Below are 20,269 nucleotides of genomic sequence, written 5' to 3' on the forward strand. Positions count from 1 at the left end.
CGCGCCGAGCGGGCACCCCTGGCGGCATCCGAGTCCCGAGAGGAACGTCATGAACCGCACCTTCCGCACCCGCCCACCCGCCCGTCGCGCCCTGCTCGCCGCGGCGGTCGCCCTCGGCGCCCTGTCGGTCGCGCTGACGACACCCGCCGCGTACGCGGGGGTGGCGGCATCCGCGCCCGCTGTCACGGTGGCGACGGATGCCTCGGCGCAGCCCGTACTCCACGTCGGGGTGCGCCAGGCCGGGGCGGGCGACCCCATCCCGGTCACGATCGTCGGCGCGTCGGCCGGTGAGGTCTGGCAGGTCGTGCTGGCCGCCCCCCAGACGACGCTCGGAACGCTCACGATCGGTCAGGACGGCACCGGGACGACGCTCGTGTCCCTGCCCGTCGAGAGCGATCCGGGGTCCGTCGACATCGTGGCCCGCACCGACGGCGAGGAGATCTCGACCGCACTCAGCAGCACCGGAGACCGGGAGGCCGCGGCATCCGTCCCCGTCGAGTCCGCCCCCGACCGGACGGCACCGGCGCCGTCCGCTCTTCCCGTACCCGTCCTGATCGCCGGAGGCGCGGCCGCCGCAGTCGCCGTCGCCACGACCTTCGTGATCGTCGCGCGACGGCGACGTACGTCCCGCTGACCCACCACCCGCACCGCTTTCCCACCACCCACGCCCGCTTTTCCCCCGCACCGCCGTCCGCGGTGCCCGACGAATGAGAGACAGAGTGGTTTTTCGAACCAAGAGAACGGGGAGCGCGCTCGCCGTCGGAGTGGTCGCGGCGCTGATCGCGTCGCTCGCCCCGGCGTCGGCGAGCCTCGCCGCGACCGAGAACCCCATCATCGGCGACGGGTCGGTCTACTCGGCCGACCCCAGCCTGCTGGCCGACGGCGACACGCTGTACATCCACGCCGGTCGCGACGAGGCCGGCGCCACCACCAACGACTTCATCATGAACGAGTGGCAGGCGTTCTCGACCACCGACGTCGACGGCGGCGACTGGCAGCACCACCCTTCGCTCATGCGTCCCGAGACGGTGTTCGACTGGGCGACGCCCGGGCGCGCCTACGCCGGGCAGGTCGTCAAGGGCATCGACGGCCGGTTCTACTGGTACGTGCCGGTGCACGAGGCGGCCAGCACGTCATCCGACAAGTTCGGCATCGGCGTCGCCGTGTCGAACACGCCGCTCGGACCGTGGACCGATCACGCCGGCGGGCCGATCGTGTCGCAGTCGATCCTGGGCAACGACGCCCACAACATCGACCCCACCGTGCTCGTCGACGACGGCCGCGTGTGGATGTACTGGGGCAGCTTCAGCCGCCTCATGGCGATCGAGCTGCAGAGCGACATGAAGACGCGCATCGGCACGCCGAGCAGCATCACGAGCGGCGTGACCGGCTTCTTCGAGGCGGCGTGGCTGTTCAAGCGCGGTGCCACCTACTACCTCGCCTACGCGGCGAACAACGCCGGCCCGACGAGCACGTGCACGCCCGCGAACTACCACGCGTGCATCGCGTACTCGACGGCGTCCAGCCCGCTCGGCCCGTGGACCTTCCGCGGTCGCATCCTCGCCCCGGTGTCGTCGACGACGAGCCACCCCGCGATCGCGGAGTTCCAGGGCGAGTGGTACATGGCCTACCACACCGCCGATGCCGTGGGCGGCAACCACTTCCGCCGCTCGGTCGCGATCGACCACCTCGAGTGGGACGACACCCAGACGCCCGCGCGCATCGTGCCCGTCACGCCGACGCCGGTGAAGGGACCGAATCTGACGCCGCGCTCGAACGTGGCGCCGTGGGCGACCGCGTCGGCCTCGAACGAGCCGATTCCGACGCAGTACTGGATCAAGGCGCTCAACGACGAGATCATCCGCCCCAACCCGCTCCCGCCGGACATGTGGGGCAGCTGGACGGCGAACCGTCCCGCGCAGCAGTGGATCCAGTACGACTGGGACACCCCGGTCCGCGTCGACCGCGCGCGCATCAAGTTCTGGCGCGATGTCGCTCCGGGAACGGGCAACGGCGTGTCCAACCCGTCGTCGTGGGTGCTGCAGTACTGGGATGCCGGCGCGTGGAAGGACGTGCCCACGCCCAGCGGATACCCGACGAGCACCACGGCGGTGCACGAGGTGACCTTCGGCGCCGTGACCACGTCGCGCCTGCGCGCCGTCATCAACGCGTCGCCGAACGCCGCCAACCCGCCGTCGTACTCGGCCGTCGCGGTCGAGGAGTGGGAGGTCCACGCCGACCAGCCCGACGCCGTCGCCCCCGTCGAGGTGCAGACGGTCGTCGGCACGGCGCCCGAGCTCCCCGAGACCGTGGATCTCGCCTTCGGCGACGACACGCTCGCGGCGCCGGTGCGCTGGAACGCCGTCGATCCGGCGGACGTGTCGGCGGCGGGACAGTTCACCGTGCAGGGGTTCGTCGAGGGCTACGCCGCCGGCCTCGTGTCGGCGTCCGTGACGGTGCTCGGTGAGAGCCCCTGGCGCGCCGACCTCGCCCTCACCGGCACTCCCGAGGCCGAGGCGGCGGGAGCGGTCGAGGCTCTCAACGACGAGGCGATCGCGTACACCGGCGCCACCCACCCGGTGTGGTCGGCGGGCGGATCGAGCTGGGCCGGCTACGCGTGGGCCGAACCGGTCCGCGTGGACGGCGTCACCGCGCACTTCTGGACCGGTGACGGCGTCGCCGCACCCGAGTCGTGGAACGTGCAGGTGAAGGTCGACGGGCAGTGGCAGGACGTGACCGGTGCCGACGGCTTCCCGATCGCGGCCGGAGCGGGCAGCACCGCCTCATTCGACGCCGTCACGGCGAGCGGCGTGCGCGTCGCCCTCACAGCGGCGGGCTCGTCGGGTGTCGCGCTCTCCGAGCTCGAGGTGCACGGCGAGACGCTCGACGCCGAGGCTCCCACGGTCGCGCTCACCGCGGCCGGCGTCGAAGGGGCGAACGGCTGGTACCTGTCACCCGTGACGGTGCGTGCCACCGCCGAGGACGACCGCGACGTGCGCACGCGCATCGAGATCGCGGTCGACGCCGGCGCCTGGCAGGCGAGCGAGAACGTGCGCTACGCCGAGGCCTCCGTGACCGGAGACGGCACCCACGCGGTGAAGGCGCGGGCGACGGATGCCGCGGCGAACGTGTCGGACGAGGCATCCCTCTCCGTCAAGATCGACGCGACCAGGCCGACCGTGACCGGGACCCTCGACATCGCCGCGCGCACCGTGCGCGCGACCGCCGCCGATACCGGATCGGGCGCCGCGGGGATCGAGTACGCGATCGACGCGCCGACGGGCTGGCAGGCCTACGGGGGGCCGGTGGCCGTCGACGAGCAGCGGCACGTCGTGTACCTGCGGTCGAAGGACGCCGCCGGGAACGTCTCGGCGCTCGCATCGGTGTCGGTGCCGCTGTCGCCAGACGCGCCGCTCGAGGGCAACATCGCCCCGATCGCGACCGCGACCGCGTCGTACACGTCGTCGTGGAACTCGGTGACCGCCGTGAACGACGGGGCGCTCACGGGCGCATCGTGGGGCACGTGGCCGAACGTCGGCGAGCAGTGGGTGCAGCTCGAATGGGATCGCGTCGTGACCGTCGACAAGGCGGGAGTGCTGTTCTTCCGCGACTCCGCCGACACCGCGAATGCGGGCATGATCCCGCCGCGCGAGTGGAAGCTGCAGTACGTCGATCTCGCGACCGGGCAGTGGAAGGATGTCGTCGCCGCCGGCGCGTACGGCCGATCGTCGACCGCGATCAACGAGGTGACCTTCGCTCCCGTGACGACGACGAAGCTGCGCGCCGTCATGCAGGCGTGGGGCTCGGCGAGCGCGGGCGGGTCCAGCGGCATCCTCGAGTTCGAGGCGTGGGCGGCCGCCGCGGTCGCGCCGGCGGTGGACGTCGAGCTGTCCGTCGCGACCCGGTGCGTCGCCGGGAAGTCCGTGCTGACGACGACCGCGCGCAACAGCGATGAGGTGCCGGCGGTCGTGGCCGTGTCGACGCCTTACGGCGCGAAGACGCTGACCGTCGCGCCCGGCGCGTCCGCCTCAGCGGCGTTCTCGACCCGCCTGGCCGCCATGCCGGCGGGCGAGGTGACGGCCGAGGTGACCGCGACGGTCGACGGCGAGGACATCTCGCAGGACGAGTCGGCGAGCTACGCCGCCCGCACGTGCGGAGCAGGCTGACGGGTACGGCCCGCAGCTGAGACGGGCGGGGTCGTGCGGATGACGGGTCCACCGCACGACCCCGCTGTCTGTGCCTGCTGATGGCGGCACGACGCAAGCCTCCCGCGGTGTCGCCGGGCGGTGGGAGACTTCAGGGATGCTGCTCTCGTCCGTCGTGGATGCCGCCGAGACCGTCGGCGCGACCTCGTCCCGGCTCGCCAAGGTGACGGCGCTCGCCGAGCTGCTGCGGGGCCTGGCACCCGACGAGGTCGCACCGGCGATCGGGTTCCTCGTCGCGAGCCCACGGCAGGGCAGGATCGGCGTCGGCTGGCGCAGTCTCCAGGCGGTCGATACGACGCACGCGTCCGCGCCGAGCCTCACGATCGCCGAGGTCGATGCCGCGCTCGCTTCTCTCGCCACGGCGGACGGCGCGGGCTCGGTGGCGTCCCGGCGCACACAGCTCGAGGCGCTCGCCTCGCGGGCCACGCCGGGGGAGTGGGACTTCCTCGCCCGCGTGATCCTGGGTGAGCTGCGCACCGGCGCCCTCGAGGGGGTGCTCCTCGACGCGGTCGCCAAGGCAGCGGGGGCGGATGCCTCGGCCGTCCGCCGCGCGGCCATGCTGTCGGGCGACCTGGGTGAGACCGCCCTTCTCGCACTGCACGGCGCGCCGGGCGAGCTGGAAGCCGTCGGACTCGTCGTCGGACGGCCGGTGATGCCGATGCTCGCCTCCACGGCCGGCTCGACCAGCGAGGCACTCGAGAGCATCGGCGGTCTCGCCTCCGTCGAGTACAAGCTCGATGGTGCGCGCATCCAGGTGCACCGGCACGGCGATGATGTGCGCGTCTACACCCGCAACCTGGCCGACATCACCCATCGCGTTCCCGAGATCGTCGACGCGGTGCGCGAGCTTCCCGCCGACGAGGTGATCCTCGACGGTGAGACGCTGTCGCTCGACGAAGAGGGCGCTCCCCGGCCGTTCCAGGACACGATGGCCCGCTTCGGGACGGAGGGCGAGGCATCCGTTCTCCTGCGACCCTGGTTCTTCGACATCCTGCACCTCGACGGCCGCGACCTGATCGACGAGCCGCTCTCGACGCGCCTCGAGGCGCTCGACCGGGTGGCCGGACCGTCGCGCATCCCGGGTGTCGTCACCGACGACCCCGCTCGGGCCGAACAGTTCTCGCGGGAGGCGCTCGCCGCCGGCCACGAGGGGGTCATGGTGAAGGGTGTCGCGTCGGCGTACGCGGCGGGTCGCCGGGGGAAGAGCTGGCTCAAGGTGAAGCCCGTGCTGACGTTCGACCTCGTGGTGCTCGCCGTTGAATGGGGCTCGGGGCGGCGGACGGGGATGCTGTCGAATCTGCACCTCGGTGCGCTCGATCGCGACGGCGCCTTCGGCGACCCCGGCGGCTTCGTGATGGTCGGCAAGACCTTCAAGGGACTGACCGATGAGCTGCTGCGGTGGCAGACGGAGCACTTCCCGGCCATCGAGACCCATCGCTCGTCGTCCGCCGTGCACGTTCGCCCAGAGACCGTCGTCGAGATCGCCATCGACGGCGTGCAGCGGTCCACGCGCTATCCCGGGGGCGTCGCCCTGCGCTTCGCCCGCGTCAAGGGATACCGGCCCGACAAGACTCCGCACGACGCCGACACCATCGATTCCCTCCGCGCGCTGCTGAAGGGCTGAGCCGGTCCTGAGCAAGGCCTGAGCGGAGGCTGAGGTCGCAGACGTATCGCCGCCTGCAAGCGGCGTGCGACGATGTGGGCTGGGACTGGGCCCGCGTCGAGGACGACGCGCGCTCGGTGGGGAGAATGGGGATTCACCATGGCGCTTTCTCGTGCGCTCAAAAATGGGGTCGCGCTCGCTGTGGCGGCACTTCTGGTGGTCGGAGGCGGCTCTGTCGCCTTCGCGGACCAGGTCTGGATCGACGGCGACAATCTGATACCCGTCGACCAGAACGCGGCTCAGGTGGCCGCCTGTACGGACAAGCCCGTGGACTTCGCCGTGCTCGTCGGCGCGCGACGCCAGGGCAACGCGAACAACAACCAGACGAACAACGTCTTCGCCGGGAACTCCGACGTGACCCTCTCCGGGGTGGTCGCGTCCGCCGGCATGACGACGTCGTGGCCGGGAGGAGACAGCGTCATCCGGGTCGCCACGGGGTGGCAGGGTTTCGCGACAGGCACGATCAGCAGCGAGACACTCCCGCTCGCAGTGACGCTGCCGGCCAAGGCAGCGGGCGGCACCGGCAGCATCTCCCTGACCTACGCCGGCACGAACAACGCCGGTCAGCCCGTGACGGGGACGGCCTCGGTCACCGTCACCTGGACGACCAAGAAGTGCATCCTCGACTCCACCGCCCCGGCGCTCGCTCTCCCGGCGAACCAGACCGTCGAAGCGACGAGCGCCGCGGGTGCCACGGTGACCTACGCGGCAACCGCCGCAGATGAAACCGATCCGATCCCGCCGACCGTGGGCTGCACGCCGGCGTCGGGTTCGGTCTTCCCGCTCGGCACCACCCCCGTCTCGTGCTCGGCCACCGACGCCGCCGGCAATACCGCGACCGGCTCCTTCAACGTCATCGTGCGGGACACCACCGCACCCGCCGTCGGCGCGATGTCGAACGTCGCGATGGAGGCGACCGGTTCCGGCACCGTCGTGACCTGGACGAACCCGACCGCCACCGACGCGGTCGCCGGCTCACCTGCGGTCACGTGCTCGCCCGCCTCCGCCACCGCTTTCGCCGTCGGATCGACCACGGTGACGTGCTCGGCGACCGACACCGCGGGCAACACCGGGTCGTCGACCTTCTCGGTCGTGATCTCCGACACCACGCAGCCGAGCCTCGTGGTTCCGGCCGAGTTCTCCGTACAGGCGACCGGTCCGGACGGTGCCGAGGTCACCTTCGCGACGTCGGCGACCGACCTCGTCGACGGCGCCGTCCCCGTCGTGTGCGAACCCGCCTCCGGCTCCCTTCTCGCCCTCGGCGACACCACCGTCGAGTGCGCCGCGGCAGACGCCGAGGGCAACACGGCGAACGCGTCGTTCACCGTGCACGTGATCGATCAGGTCGCCCCTGTCGTCACGGTGCCCACGCCCATCGTGCTGGAGGCGACCGGCCCGAGCGGGGCGGTCGCGACGTTCGCGACATCGGCCGACGACGCCGTCAGCGGTGTGCGTGCGACGACGTGCGTGCCGGCATCCGGCTCGACGTTCGCCCTCGGCAGCACGACCGTCGAGTGCACGGCCACCGACGCCGCGGGCAACCTCGGCGCGGCGTCGTTCAGCGTGACGGTGCAGGACACGACGCTCCCCGTGCTCACGCTTCCCGCGACCACCACCGCGGAAGCGACCGGCCCCGATGGCGCCGCGGTCTCGTACACGGCGACGGCGAGCGACCTCGTGAGCGGCTCGCTCACGCCGTCGTGCGTGCTCGCGTCGGGCGCCACGTTCGGGCTCGGATCCCACCAGGTGAACTGCGAGGTCACGGACGGCGCCGGGAACACGGCGACCGGCTCCTTCGCGATCACCGTGCTCGACACCACCGGCCCGGCGATCACGGTGCCCTCGACGATCACCGAAGAGGCGACCGGGCCCGCGGGTGCCGTCGTCACCTACGACGTGACAGCCGACGACCTCGTGAGCGGCGCCGCGACCGCGGACTGCGCGCCGGCGTCCGGTGGGACCTTCCCGCTCGGGAAGACCGTCGTCGAGTGCTCGGCGACCGACGCCGAAGGCAACGAGTCGAACGCCTCCTTCGAGATCGTCGTCGTGGACACGACCGACCCGGTGGTCGACGTGCCGGACGACATCGTCGAGGAGGCCACCGGCCCGGGTGGCGCGACCGTGGACTTCACCGCCTCGGCTTCCGACACCGTGAGCGGCGCTCTGGTGCCGACGTGCGCTCCGCCGGCCGGGACCGTCTTCGGGCTGGGAACCACCGCGGTGGAATGCACCGCCGTGGACGGCGCGGCCAACGAGGGCTCGGCGTCGTTCGACGTGACGGTCCGCGACACGACCGAGCCGATCATCCACGTCCCGGCAGACAAGACGGTCGAGGCGACCGGCCCCGAGGGCGCCACCGTGACCTTCGACGCTCCGGCGACGGACATCGTCGACCAGGACATCACGACGGCATGCTCGCCCGCGTCGGGCTCGGTCTTCGCGCTCGGCTCGACGCTGGTCACGTGCTCCGGATCCGACGACTCCGGCAACGAGGGGACGGCCACGTTCCACGTCGTGGTCCAGGACACCACCACGCCCATCGTGCACGTTCCGGACACGATCGTGCGCGAGGCGACCGGGCCTTCCGGCGCCGTCGTGGGGTACGACGTGACCGCGACGGACACCGTGGACCAGGACGTCACGCCGGTGTGCTCGCCCGAGGCGGGCTCGGTCTTCGCGATCGGCACCCACGTCGTGGGCTGCACGGCCGCGGACTTCTCGGGCAACGTCGGCGAGGGCTCGTTCGAGGTCATCGTTCAGGACACGACCCCGCCCGCCCTGACCGTTCCCGGCGACCTCACCGCGGAAGCGACCGGCCCCGACGGGGCACCGGTCACCTATGCGGCGACGGCCACCGACATCGTGGCGGGTTCGGTCACCCCCGCCTGCACCCCCGCGTCGGGCAGCACGTTCGCGCTCGGCGAGACGACGGTCACGTGCGTCGCCACCGACGACGACGAGAACTCCACGACGGACACCTTCATCGTGACGGTGCAGGACACGACTGCTCCGGCGATCACCGTCCCCGTTCTCGCGCCGGTGGAGGCCACAAGCGCGGCCGGTGCGACCGTCGCCTACACGGCCACGGCGAGCGACCTGGTCGACGGGCCGGTCACGCCCGCCTGCACCCCCGCGTCGGGCAGCACCTTCGCGCTCGGCACCACCACCGTGACCTGTGTCGCGGAGGACGCGCGCGGCAACGCGGACAGCGAGACCTTCACGGTCAGCGTGATCGACACGACCAAGCCTGTCATCTCCTGGGCCGGCGGGCCGGCCGACGGCAGCTCGCACGTGTTCGGCGCGGTGCCGGCGGCGGCCACCTGCACCGCGACGGACATCGTCTCGGGCTCCGTCGCGTGCCAGGTCACCGGTCACGGCACGACGGTGGGCTCGCACACGATGACCGCGACGGCCACCGACGGCGCGGGCAACACCGCGACCGCCAGCCGGTCGTACTCGGTGTCGGCGTGGCGGCTCAGCGGGTTCTTCCAGCCGGTCGACATGGGCAGCGTGATGAACACCGTGAAGGGCGGATCGACGGTTCCTCTGAAGTTCGAGGTGTTCGCCGGCTCGACGGAGCTCACGGCGACGTCGGCGATCCTGTCGTTCGTGCAGAAGAAGGTCACGTGCGGCACGACCGTCGGAACGGACGACATCGAGTTCACGACGACCGGCGGCACGGCGCTGCGCTACGACACGACCGGCGGCCAGTACATCCAGAACTGGCAGACGCCGAAGCTGCCGGGCGCGTGCTACATCGTCACCATGACGACGCAGGACGGCTCGACGATCTCGGCGAGCTTCAAGCTGAAGTAGTCCGCATCACCGCAGGGAGGCCCGGGCCGCACACGCGGTCCGGGCCTCCGCCCTGTCGAGCGGGCACACTGGACTCATGCGGATCGTCGTCCTCACCGGAGCCGGCATCTCGGCGGAGAGCGGCGTTCCGACGTTCCGCGACGCCGACGGGCTCTGGGAGGGCCACCTCGTCGAGGACGTCGCGACCCCGGAAGGTTTCGAGCGCGACCCCGGCCTCGTGCAGCGGTTCTACGACGAGCGGCGGCGGGCCGTGGCATCCGTCGCCCCCAACGCCGCGCACCGGGCGCTCGCCCGGCTCGAAGGGGCGGTCGGAGAGGATCTGCTGGTCGTCACGCAGAACGTGGACGACCTGCACGAGCGCGCCGGGTCGAGTCGCGTCGTGCACATGCACGGCGAACTGCGGCGGGCGCTCTGCCGCGCGTGCGGCGCCCGCCCGGCGTGGGACGAGGACCTCGAACCGCGCCCGCCCTGCCCGGCGTGCGGGGAGCGGATGCTTCGCCCCGACGTCGTCTGGTTCGGCGAGATGCCCTACGAGCTCGACCGCATCGAGGCGGCCGTCATCGCGTGCGACGTCTTCGTGTCGATCGGCACGTCCGGCGCGGTGTACCCGGCGGCCGGCTACGTGGCGCTCGCGGCTGCGTTCGGCGCCCGGACGGTGGAGCTCAACCTCGAGCCCAGCGACGCTCTCGTGCCGTTCCACGACGCGCGCGTCGGGCGCGCGGGAGAGCTCGTTCCCGCGTGGGTGGAGGAGATCCTCGCGGTCGCGGGCTGAAGGCCACCCGGAGACCCCCGCTCCCGCCCGATGCGCCAGATTCAGGAAATGCGGCCGCTCACTCGGACCGCGCGAGGGTCCGTTCGGCGTGTTGCCTGCGTCCGGCCCGGCGACGCCGGGAAGCGCGAGGGGCGCCGGACGGATGCTCCGCCCGACGCCCCTCGACGACCAGCCGCTAGGTTCGCACACCGCTGCCGCGCAGGCGCGACAGGGCGTCGACGGTGGCGGCGAGGATCAGCACGCCGCCGGTGACGAGCAGGTTGACGCCGGCCGGCAGGTTGAGCAGTCCGAGGCCATTCGTGATGGTCGCGATCACGAGCGCGCCGATCGCGGCGTGCATGAGGCGTCCCTTGCCGCCGAAGAGGCTGACGCCGCCGACGACGGCCGCCGCCACGCCCGACAGGACGATGTCACGTCCGACGGTCGCATCGACGGTGCCGACGCGCGACACGCTGAGCAGCGCCGAGAACACGGCCAGGCTCGAACAGATCACGAACGCCCACCATTTGATCCAGCGCACCTTGACGCCCGAGCGACGGGCGGCCTCGGCGTTGCCGCCGATCGCGTAGATGTAGCGGCCGAACTTGGTGCGGTCGAGCACGAACGTCCCGATCCAGAGGATCACCAGCACGATCGGCACGACGTTGGGCACGCCCTGCACCGCGTTGACCGACTGGCCGCGGTCCTGGTTGAGGATGAAGACCACCGCTCCGCCGACGACGGCGATGACGGCGAGCTTGATCCACACGAGCGAGATCGCCCGGTTCGGCACGCCTGCCCGGGTGCGCCGCGAGCGATCCCAGAAGGACGTGCCCGCCGAGATGGCCAGCATGACGGCGAGCATGACCCAGCCCGCCCAGACCGGAAGATTGCCGTTCTGCAGCGCGATGAGCTCGGGCACCTCGACGCGGAACAGTCCGCCCGGTCCGATGATGACGAGCGCCAGGCCCTGCAGGCCGAGGAACAGACCCAGCGTCACGACGAACGATGGAATCCCGACCCTCGCGACGAAGAAGCCGATGAACGCGCCGATGAGGAACCCGAAGCCGAAGCCGATGAGCAGGGCGAGCGGCCACGGTACGTCGAACTGCGAGTTCAGCACCACGAACAGCGCCATGCCCACACCGCCGGTCACACCCGCCGACAGGTCGATCTCGCCCAGGAGCAGCACGAACACCAGCGCCATGCCGAGCACCACGAGGGTGGCGGCCTGGTTGAGGAGGTTGGCGAAGTTGCGCTCGGTGAGGAAGAACGGGCTCAGCGCGGTGAACAGGATGCCGAGCACGACGAGTCCGCCGATGGCGGGGAGTGCCCCCATGTCTCCACCGCGCACGCGCTGCCACCAGGCGCGCGCCTGGTCGGCCACGCCGCCCTCGACGCCGCTGCCGATCAGGTCGCTCGCAAGCGGATCGGGCGCGGCTTCCGTGCGAGTCGCATTGCTGCTCATAGCGCCCCCTCCTCGGTGCGAAGCGTGGACGTGTCGACGATGCTGACGCCGCCCAGGGTCTTGGTTCCGGTGATGTACCCCACGACGTCGTCACGGGTGGTCTCGGCCGTCGGGATCTGTGCGACCATCTGACCGAGATAGAGCACGGCGATGTCGTCGGCCACCTCGAACACGTCTGCGAGGTTGTGGCTGATGAGGATCACCGCCACACCCTGGTCGCTCAGGCGCTTGACCAGGTTGAGCACCTGCTCCGTCTGCGCGACGCCCAGGGCCGCCGTCGGCTCGTCGAGGATCACTACGCGCGCCTTCTTCAGCACCGCGCGCGCGATCGCGACGGTCTGACGCTGACCGCCCGACAGGCTCGACACCTTCTGCCGCACCGACTTGACGGTGCGCACCGAGAGGGACCGCAGCGTGTCGGACGCGTCCTTCTCCATGCGTCCCTCGTCGAACGTTCCGACCGAGGTCTCCTCGCGGCCCAGGAACATGTTCTGGACGATGTCGAGGTTGTCGCACAGGGCGAGGTCCTGGTACACCACCTCGATGCCCAGGCCCGAGGCATCCCTCGGCGTGTGCAGATCGCGATGCTCGCCGTCGATGCGGACTTCGCCCTCGTCGTAGGGCTGCACGCCCGCGAGACCCTTGATGAGCGTGGACTTGCCGGCACCGTTGTCGCCGACGAGGGCGGTCACCTTGCCGGGGTACACCTTGAGGTCGACGCCCTTGAGGACGCTGACCGGACCGAACGATTTCTTGACGCCGACCAATTCGATGATCGGCTCTGTGGCTGTGATCGTCTGAGACATACTCGCTTCCTTGCCGAGTGCCGGTAGCGCGCGAGGGCGCCGCGCCTCGACGACGCGACGCCCTCGCGGCTTTGACGGATAACTTACTCGGTGACCCCGTACTCTTCGCAGGCCGCCATGACCTCGGGGGTGCACACGTCGTCGTACGACGCGTCACCCGCGGCGATGACGTCCTTGACCTGCTCCGGCCCGACGAGGATCGGCGTGACCTGGATGTACGGCGTGCCGTCCTCCAGCTCTGCCTCGGTCTCGACCTCTTCACCGCTGAGCAGGGCGATGGCGGTCTCGACGGCCGCGGTCGCCTCGTCCTTCACCGGCTTGTAGACCGTGGCGGTCTGCCAGCCGAGGAGGATGTTCTGCAGACCCGCGACGTTGGCGTCCTGGCCCGAGACGGCGACACCCTTCAGGTTGTTGTCCTGCAGCACCTTGATGACGCCGGCGGCGTTCGTGTCATTGGCGACCCACACGCCGTCGACCTTTCCGCCGAGCGAGGTGAGGGCCTGCTCGAAGTTGGTCTGCGACTTGGCCTGGTCCCACACGCCCGGGGGCTCGGCGGCCGGGGTGATTCCGGCGGCCTCCATGACCTCGACCGCTCCGGACTTGAACATCGCGGCGTTGCCGTCGGTCGGGTCGCCGCCCATGTAGACCACGGTCGCCTCGGCCGGGTCGACGCCGGCGGCCTCGAGACCGTCGAGGACCGTCTGGCCCTGCATGCGGCCGACCTCGGTGTTGTCGAACGACACGTAGTAGTCGGCACCGGCGAAGGGGCGGTCGTATGCGATGACCGGGATGCCCTCGGCCTTGGCCTTCGTGGCTACGGCCTCGGCGGCGCCCTGGTAGTCAACGAGCAGCATCACGCCGCAGCCCTGTGCGAGCTGCTGGTCGGCGATCGTCGAGTACTTGTTGACGTCACCGAGGGCGTTCTGGATGTCGGTCTCGAAACCGGCCTCCTCCAGGCCCTCCTGCAGGTACTTCGCGTCGAAGTTCTCCCAGCGCGGCGACGAGGCCGCGTCGGGCAGGATCACACATGCACGACCGCCGGTGGCCTCGCCACCGTTGCCGCCGTCGCTCTCGCTCGGGGTGCCGCCGGTGTTGCCGGCACAGCCCGCGAGCATCACCGCTGCAGCACCCGTGAGGGCCGCGACGGCGAGGAGTGAAGACTTCTTCATCATTCGCCTTTCGTCATTGAAGTGCGCGAACCCCAGGATCGTCCCTGCTGCACTTCGCGCTTGATGAGATCATTTCCGTGATCGGTTCTTGGCGTCAAGTCTTGAACGTAACGCTTTGGCAACGCCGGGCGCACATGGAGTCCGCAACGTCGGCGCGGGGAGGGCGTGCGAAAGTTTCGGTGCACAATGGCTCCGAACTTTCCCGAAGGCGTGCAGAATGCGCAGTCCATACGCCGACGTCAGCCGTGCGTGTTTGTCGAATGAATGCAGGCGACTCAGGCTCTGCCGGTGGCGGCACGCGTCCGACGCGAGATCGAGTCGACGATCACAGCGAGCACGAGCACGGCGCCCGTGATCATGAACTGCACGGAGGAGTCGAGGTTGAGCAGGGTCAGTCCCGACGAGATGGACTGGATCACGAAGATCCCGAGCAGTGCCGAGAACGCCGTTCCGCGCCCGCCGAAGAGACTGGCGCCGCCGATCACCGCTGCCGCGATCGCATTGAGGTTCGTGTCGCCGGTCCCCGAGCTCTGGCTCGCGGACGCGAGCCGGGCGGCCGCCAGGATGCCGCCGACCGCGGCGAAGGTCGAGCACATCGCGAAGACTGACAGGTAGATGCGGTCGACCCGGATGCCCGCGCGCCGCGCCGCCTCCACCGAGCCGCCCACGGCGTAGACCGCGCGACCCCAGCGCGTGCGCGTGAGGACGAGGTTCATCACGACGATGAGCGCGAGGAAGAAGACGAACATCACGCCGACGCCCCGGTAGAGGTTCAGATACCACGTCGCGGCGAGGAGGAAGAGGAGGAGGGTCCCGCACCGCAGGCCGATCTCCAGGTTGCCCTGGCTGACCAGGTTGGCCGCTGCGCGGCGCCGTGCGCGGCGCAGCAGCACCCACGCGTACGCGCCGACCGACGCGACGACGAGTCCGTACGCCGCCCACGGTGGCAGATACATGTCCTGAGCGAACTCGACGATCCAGGAGTCGAACGGCAGGCCGATCGTGCCGGTGTCGCCGAGCACCCACAGCTGCAGTCCGAGGAACCCGAGCAGGCCCGCCAGCGTGATGACGAAGCTCGGCAGCCCGAACCGCGTGTAGAGGAACCCGTACAGCAGCCCGACGAGGCACCCGGCGGCGACGGCCGCCACGAGCGCGAGAACCAGCGGCCAGTGCAGCTGCACGAACGTCACCGCCAGCACCGCCGCCGCGAGGCCCGACACCGACCCGACGGAGAGATCGATCTCGCCGAGCAGCAGGACGAGCACGACGCCGAGGGCGATCGTGCCGATCGCGGCGGACTGCATCGTCAGGTTGCTCAGGTTCTCGCTGGAGAGGAACACCGGGTTCAGCAGCTGGAAGATCAGCCAGATGACGGCGAGGCCGACCACGATGGGCGCGGCGCCCAGGTCGCCCCCTCGGATGCGGCTGAAGAGCGCGTCGACGGCGCTGCGGACGCCGGCGACGCTCAGCAGACGCTCGTCCTCAGGTGCATCGGCGAGGACGCGCTCGTCGCGGCTCACGGGCGACCGCCCTTCGGGTCGGTCGCCGGGCGCGACCGGCCCCGCGGCATGCGGATGATCTCGGCGTCGTGCTGCTCGGCCGGCGCGTCTTCGCCGGCGGCGGCCGAGGCATCCGTCGCCCCCGCCACTGCCGACGGGGCGGGCTGGGCGGGCGAACGCGGTGCCGGGCGCTCGGCCGCCCGGCGGGACGCGCTGTTGTCGGCGGCTCCCGTGATCGCCGCGATGAGCGTCTCGCTGGTGACGTCCGCGACGTTGTACACGCCGTTGTTGCGGCCCAGCCGCAGCACGACCACCCTGTCGGCGACCGCCATCACGTCGGCCATGTTGTGACTGATCAGGATCACTCCGTGCCCGCGCTCGCGCAGGCGCTCGATGAGGTTGAGCACTTCGGCCGTCTGGGCGACGCCGAGCGCGGCGGTGGGCTCGTCGAGGATGACCACGCGGGGGTCGCCGATCAGCGACCGCGCGATCGCGACGGTCTGGCGCTGGCCGCCGGAGAGCGAAGCGACCGGCACGCGCACGGAGGGGATCTTGGCGGAGAGCTCGCGCAGGAGCGTCCAGGTGCGCTGCTCCATGTCGACCTCGTCGAGCCCCATGCCGTCGCGCAGCTCGCGGCCGAGCCACAGGTTCGCCACGACATCGAGGTTGTCGCACAGGGCGAGGTCCTGGAACACGGTCGCGATCCCGAGCTCCTGGGCATCGGCAGGGCTCGGGATCACCACGACGTCGCCGTCGAACTCGATCGTGCCCGCATCGGGCTCGTGGACGCCCGCGAGCACCTTCACCAGCGTCGACTTGCCGGCGCCGTTGTCACCGACCAGGGCCACGACCTCGCCTTCGTTGACCCAGAAGTCGACGTCGGTGAGCGCCTTGACGGCGCCGAAGTGCTTGCCGATCCCGCGCATGGTGAGCACCCGTTCGCGCGATCGCCCCGCCCGTGGCTGTGTCATCGACATCCGGTCATGCCCTCCTGCCCAAGCTCAGGACCCTACTCGATGCCCGCCGCCGCGCACGCATCGGCGTACTGGGGCGTGCAGATGTCGTCGACCGTCCAGAAGCCGTCGGCGACGACGGTCTCGACGATGTTGTCGACGGTCACGGTGACGGGCTCGAGAAGCGTGGTCGGAACGCCGTCGATCTTCATCGGGGCGGTCACCTCCTCGCCGTGCAGGAGCGCGACGGCGACCTCGGCCGCCAGTTCTGCCTGCGGCTTGATGGCCTTGTAGACCGTCATGTGCTGGTCGCCCGTGACGATCCGCTGCAGCGCCGTCAGCTCGGCATCCTGGCCCGTCACGATGGGGAAGGGGTCGACGTCCGCCGTCTTCAGCGCCGCGACCGCGCCTCCTGCCGTGCCGTCGTTGGCCGCGTAGACCCCCGCGATCTCGTCGCCGTACTGCGCGATCTGGCCGGCCACCCAGTCCTGGGCCTTGTCGGGGCTCCAGTCGGGAGTGTCGTACTCGGCGAGCACCTGCAGGCCGCTCTCGTCGATGACCGAGTGGGCACCCCGGCGGAAGAGCGCCGCGTTGCTGTCGGTGGGGGAGCCGTTCACCATGAGGATGCCGGTGCCTTCACCCGCTGCCTCGACGGCCTCGACGAACGCCGTCGCCTGCAGCACCCCGACCTTCTCGTTGTCGAACGAGATGTAGTACGCCAGGTCGCCCCCGGCGATGAGGCGGTCGTACGACACCACCGGCACGCCCTTGGCGTTGGCCGACCGGACGATGCTCACCGCCGCGTTCGCGTCCACGGGGTCGAGCACGAGCACCCCGGCTCCGGCGGCGAGTGCCGACTCGGCCTGCTGCTGCTGCTTCGCGGCATCCTGGTCGGCGTTGGCGTAGAGCACGTCGTAATCGCCCAGCTCGGCCACGCGCGCTTCGAAGAACGGCCGGTCGAACGTCTCGTACCGCGCCGTCTTCGCCTCGGGGAGGAGGAGCGCGATCGCTCCCGATCCATCGCTCACCGACGGACTCGGAGCGGGCGAGGTGCAGCCGGCGGCCGATCCGGCCACCACCACGGCGAGGACCGCGGCCGCCGCGCGCCCGAGCGCCTTCCTCAGAACCTCGCGTCCTGATCTCGACATCGCCATGGGCTACGCCGTGTGGGGGAGTGCTTGCGCGTCCACCGTCACATGGTCGAGCGCGATCGCGATCGCCCCGCGCGTCTCGGCCCATTCGCCGAAGGACGCGCCGACGATCTCGGGCAGCCCGCCCGCCGACGGGAGCGCGCTGCGCTCGAGCGAGTGCCGCATCGGCGCCATCAGGATCTCGCCCGCCTGCGCCAGGTCGCCTCCGACGACGATGAGCTCCGGGTCGAAGAGGTTGCACAGGCTCGCCGCCGCGATGCCGATGTGGCGGCCGGCGTCGGCGATCACGCGGCGGGAGCTGCCGTCGCCGGCTTCGGCGGCCTGGAGCAGATCGCCGAGCCGCTGCATCCCCTCGCTCGGCGGGAAGAGGGACAGCAGCGCCGGTCCGCCTGCGTAGGTCTCGAGACATCCGCGGTTGCTGCACCGGCAGATCGGCCCGTTCTCGTCGATCGTGACGTGCCCGATCTGTCCGGCCTTGCCGTTGACACCGCGGAACAGGTCGCCGCCGACGATCAGGCCCGCGCTGATGGTGTGGCCGACGCGGATGAACACCGACGACGACGCCTCGCGTCCGCTGCCCTCACGCGCCTCGGCGAGTCCGCCGAGATTGGCCTCGCTGTCGACGTAGACGGGACGCCCGATGCGCGCGGCCAGGCTCTCGGCGACGTCGACGCCCTCCCAGCCGCGCAGCAGGCCCGGCGTCGACACCATGCCCGTGCGCGGGTCGATCGGGGCGGGCAGGGCGAGGCCCACGGCGAGGAGGTCCGACAGCGACCCGCCGAGCGACTCCATCATGTCGCCGAGCAGCAGGCTCAGCCGGTCGAGCTCGGCATCGTGGCGGTGGTCGAGCGCCAGCGGAAGCGACGACTGCGTCACCACGGCGCGCGCCGTGTCGGCGATCGCGATGTGCAGCTGGCGTGAGCTGAAGTGCACGCCCGCGACGAGACCGAGCTGGCGCGCGAGCGAGACGAGCGTGGCGCGGCGGCCGCTGCGCGACGTGAACGAGGTGTGCAGGATGCCCGAGGCGGTGAGCTCCTTGACGATGTTCGACACCGTCGCGGGGGACAGTCCCGTGCTCCCGGCCAGCTCGACCTGCGTGAGGCGGCCGTGGCGCTTCAGGGAGTCGACGAGGCGCGCACGATTGGCCTCGCGAAGCGAGGTCTGAGAACCCGGCGGGGGGTTACGGCGTGCCACGCTCACACTGTACCGGACGAGCGATTTCCCAGATGGGGAGCGGCTTCGCGGGTGCTGGGAAAGGGCAGGGCGGATGCCGCGGCCCGGCGTCGGGTCGCAGCATCCGCCCTCATGATCACGCGGTGGCGCGGACAGTGCCGACCTGGGCCGCGAGTCGCTCCTCGTCGACCCGATCCAGGTCGTGCAGCGACGATCCCTTGGTCTCGCGCATCGAGATCACCGCGATGAGGGTGATGGCGGCGGCGATGGCGAGGTAGATCGCCACCGGGATCCACGTGCCGTACTCCCGCAGCAGTGCCGTGGCGATGATGGGTGCGAGCGAGCCGGCCACGATGGAGGTCACCTGGTAGCCGAGCGAGACGCCTGAATAGCGCATGCGCGTCGGGAACATCTCCGACATGATCGCCGGCTGCGGCGCGTACATGAACGCGTGGATGAACAGACCGAGCGAGATCGCCAGGATGATGATGCCCGGCTCGCGGGTGTCGAACATCGGGAAGGCGATGAAGCCCCACACCGCCGCGAGCACCGTGCCGATGAAGTACACCGGCTTGCGTCCGACGCGGTCGGCGAGCCCGCCGATGAGCGGGATGACGATCATGTGCACGATGTGCGCGACCACGAGCCACGACAGGATCGCGGCGGTGTCCATCTCGAGCGCCGTGCTCAGGTAGACGATCGAGAAGGTCACCACGAGGTAGTACATGATGTTCTCGGCGAAGCGGAGGCCCATCGCCGTGACGACGCCGCGCGGGTAGCGCTTGATGACCTCGAGCACGCCGTAGCGCATGTGCTCCTGCGCCTCGACCTGCTTCTGAGCTTCGATGAAGATCGGCGCGTCGGTGACGCGGGTGCGCACGTAGTAGCCGATCGCCACGATGACGACCGACAGCCAGAAGGCGACGCGCCAGCCCCACGAGAGGAACGCCTCGTCCGAGAGCGTCGTACGCAGGACGAGCAGCACGACCGTCGCGATGAGGTTGCCGATCGGCACGGCGGCCTGGGGGAACGATGCCCAGAAGCCGCGGCGGGCGTCGGGAGAGTGCTCCGCCACGAGGAGCACGCCTCCGCCCCACTCGCCGCCGACCGCGAAGCCCTGCGCGAAGCGCAGGAGGACGAGCAGGATGGGCGCCAGGTAGCCGATCTGGTCGAAGGTCGGCAGGCATCCCATCAGGAACGTGGCCACGCCGACGAGGATGATCGCGACCTGGAGCAGCTTCTTGCGGCCGTACTTGTCGCCGAAGTGGCCGAAGACGATGCCGCCCAGGGGACGCGCGACGAAGCCGACCGCGTACGTCACGAAGGCTGCGATGATCGGCGCCAGCGGATCCTCCGACGGCGGGAACATGATCAGGTTGAACACCAGGGTCGCCGCGGTGGCGTAGAGGAAGAACTCGTACCATTCCACGACCGTGCCGGCCATCGAGGCCGTGACGACCCGGCGGAGGGTCGACTGCTGCTGGGAACCGGATGCTGAGGCTGACGCCATGCGCTGATACCTCCTCGTAGAGCGCGGGGAAGCGACGGATCTGTCGCTCCGACGCACGTTACCTGACGGGGGATTCAGGTTTCAAGCCGAGGGGGTGAGAATCCC

Annotated in this window: 13 protein-coding genes; 5 read left to right on the top strand and 8 right to left on the bottom strand. The window is 70.7% G+C overall.

From position 1 onward, the window contains the following. The first annotated feature begins 49 nt into the window (after positions 1-49). The 5 genes from HF323_RS03575 (at position 50) to HF323_RS03595 (ending at position 10,456) form a co-directional block, all read left to right on the top strand. A complete protein-coding gene (locus tag HF323_RS03575; protein ID WP_169581156.1) occupies positions 50-634 on the top strand; it encodes a hypothetical protein in 585 nt (194 codons plus the stop codon). Positions 635-719: 85 nt separating this feature from the next. After that, positions 720-4,166: a family 43 glycosylhydrolase gene (locus tag HF323_RS03580; RefSeq protein ID WP_211160189.1), complete on the top strand. Its 3,447-nt coding sequence runs from the start codon at positions 720-722 to the stop codon at positions 4,164-4,166. 136 nt (positions 4,167-4,302) lie between these two features. Further along, on the top strand, positions 4,303-5,829 hold the full coding sequence (locus HF323_RS03585) for an ATP-dependent DNA ligase (protein WP_169581158.1): 1,527 nt from the start codon (positions 4,303-4,305) through the stop codon (positions 5,827-5,829). Between the two features lie 138 nt (positions 5,830-5,967). Next, entirely contained in the window at positions 5,968-9,684 is a 3,717-nt protein-coding gene (locus HF323_RS03590) for an HYR domain-containing protein (protein ID WP_169581159.1), read from the top strand. A gap of 76 nt (positions 9,685-9,760) precedes the next feature. Continuing rightward, positions 9,761-10,456, top strand: coding sequence for an NAD-dependent deacylase (locus HF323_RS03595; protein WP_169581160.1), 696 nt, complete (start codon positions 9,761-9,763; stop codon positions 10,454-10,456). A gap of 175 nt (positions 10,457-10,631) precedes the next feature. Here the strand turns inward: HF323_RS03595 and HF323_RS03600 are convergent, their stop codons facing one another. From HF323_RS03600 to HF323_RS03635, 8 genes are all read right to left on the bottom strand, one after another. Further along, entirely contained in the window at positions 10,632-11,903 is a 1,272-nt protein-coding gene (locus HF323_RS03600) for an ABC transporter permease (protein WP_169581161.1), read from the bottom strand. Next, the gene (locus HF323_RS03605; RefSeq protein ID WP_169581162.1) at positions 11,900-12,709 is read right to left on the bottom strand and encodes an ATP-binding cassette domain-containing protein; all 810 of its coding nucleotides are present in this window, start codon (positions 12,707-12,709) and stop codon (positions 11,900-11,902) included. The genes HF323_RS03600 and HF323_RS03605 overlap by 4 nt, the downstream gene beginning before the upstream one ends. 83 nt (positions 12,710-12,792) lie before the next feature. Continuing rightward, positions 12,793-13,881, bottom strand: a complete 1,089-nt coding sequence (locus HF323_RS03610) for a substrate-binding domain-containing protein (protein ID WP_223169131.1) — start codon at positions 13,879-13,881, stop codon at positions 12,793-12,795. Between the two features lie 272 nt (positions 13,882-14,153). Beyond that, on the bottom strand, positions 14,154-15,350 hold the full coding sequence (locus HF323_RS03615) for a sugar ABC transporter permease (RefSeq protein WP_211160284.1): 1,197 nt from the start codon (positions 15,348-15,350) through the stop codon (positions 14,154-14,156). Between the two features lie 44 nt (positions 15,351-15,394). Beyond that, entirely contained in the window at positions 15,395-16,354 is a 960-nt protein-coding gene (locus tag HF323_RS03620) for an ATP-binding cassette domain-containing protein (RefSeq protein ID WP_223169132.1), read from the bottom strand. A 32-nt stretch (positions 16,355-16,386) separates the two neighbouring features. Further along, a complete protein-coding gene (locus tag HF323_RS03625) occupies positions 16,387-17,478 on the bottom strand; it encodes a substrate-binding domain-containing protein (protein ID WP_169581164.1) in 1,092 nt (363 codons plus the stop codon). A 9-nt stretch (positions 17,479-17,487) separates the two neighbouring features. Next, the gene (locus HF323_RS03630; protein ID WP_317450979.1) at positions 17,488-18,675 is read right to left on the bottom strand and encodes an ROK family transcriptional regulator; all 1,188 of its coding nucleotides are present in this window, start codon (positions 18,673-18,675) and stop codon (positions 17,488-17,490) included. Between the two features lie 115 nt (positions 18,676-18,790). Next, entirely contained in the window at positions 18,791-20,164 is a 1,374-nt protein-coding gene (locus HF323_RS03635) for an MFS transporter (RefSeq protein ID WP_169581166.1), read from the bottom strand. Positions 20,165-20,269: the final 105 nt, after the last annotated feature.

Source organism: Microbacterium sp. MF43, from assembly GCF_012847295.1.
Lineage (GTDB): Bacteria > Actinomycetota > Actinomycetes > Actinomycetales > Microbacteriaceae > Microbacterium.

Bases quoted from the DNA above. Each gene is read 5' to 3' on its own strand.
- HF323_RS03625 (WP_169581164.1), bottom strand. From the start codon at position 17,478: ATGTCGAGATCAGGACGCGAGGTTCTGAGGAAGGCGCTCGGGCGCGCG.
- HF323_RS03620 (WP_223169132.1), bottom strand. From the start codon at position 16,354: ATGTCGATGACACAGCCACGGGCGGGGCGATCGCGCGAACGGGTGCTC.
- HF323_RS03605 (WP_169581162.1), bottom strand. From the start codon at position 12,709: ATGTCTCAGACGATCACAGCCACAGAGCCGATCATCGAATTGGTCGGC.
- HF323_RS03575 (WP_169581156.1), top strand. From the start codon at position 50: ATGAACCGCACCTTCCGCACCCGCCCACCCGCCCGTCGCGCCCTGCTC.
- HF323_RS03600 (WP_169581161.1), bottom strand. From the start codon at position 11,903: ATGAGCAGCAATGCGACTCGCACGGAAGCCGCGCCCGATCCGCTTGCG.
- HF323_RS03610 (WP_223169131.1), bottom strand. From the start codon at position 13,881: ATGATGAAGAAGTCTTCACTCCTCGCCGTCGCGGCCCTCACGGGTGCT.
- HF323_RS03635 (WP_169581166.1), bottom strand. From the start codon at position 20,164: ATGGCGTCAGCCTCAGCATCCGGTTCCCAGCAGCAGTCGACCCTCCGC.
- HF323_RS03585 (WP_169581158.1), top strand. From the start codon at position 4,303: ATGCTGCTCTCGTCCGTCGTGGATGCCGCCGAGACCGTCGGCGCGACC.
- HF323_RS03595 (WP_169581160.1), top strand. From the start codon at position 9,761: ATGCGGATCGTCGTCCTCACCGGAGCCGGCATCTCGGCGGAGAGCGGC.
- HF323_RS03590 (WP_169581159.1), top strand. From the start codon at position 5,968: ATGGCGCTTTCTCGTGCGCTCAAAAATGGGGTCGCGCTCGCTGTGGCG.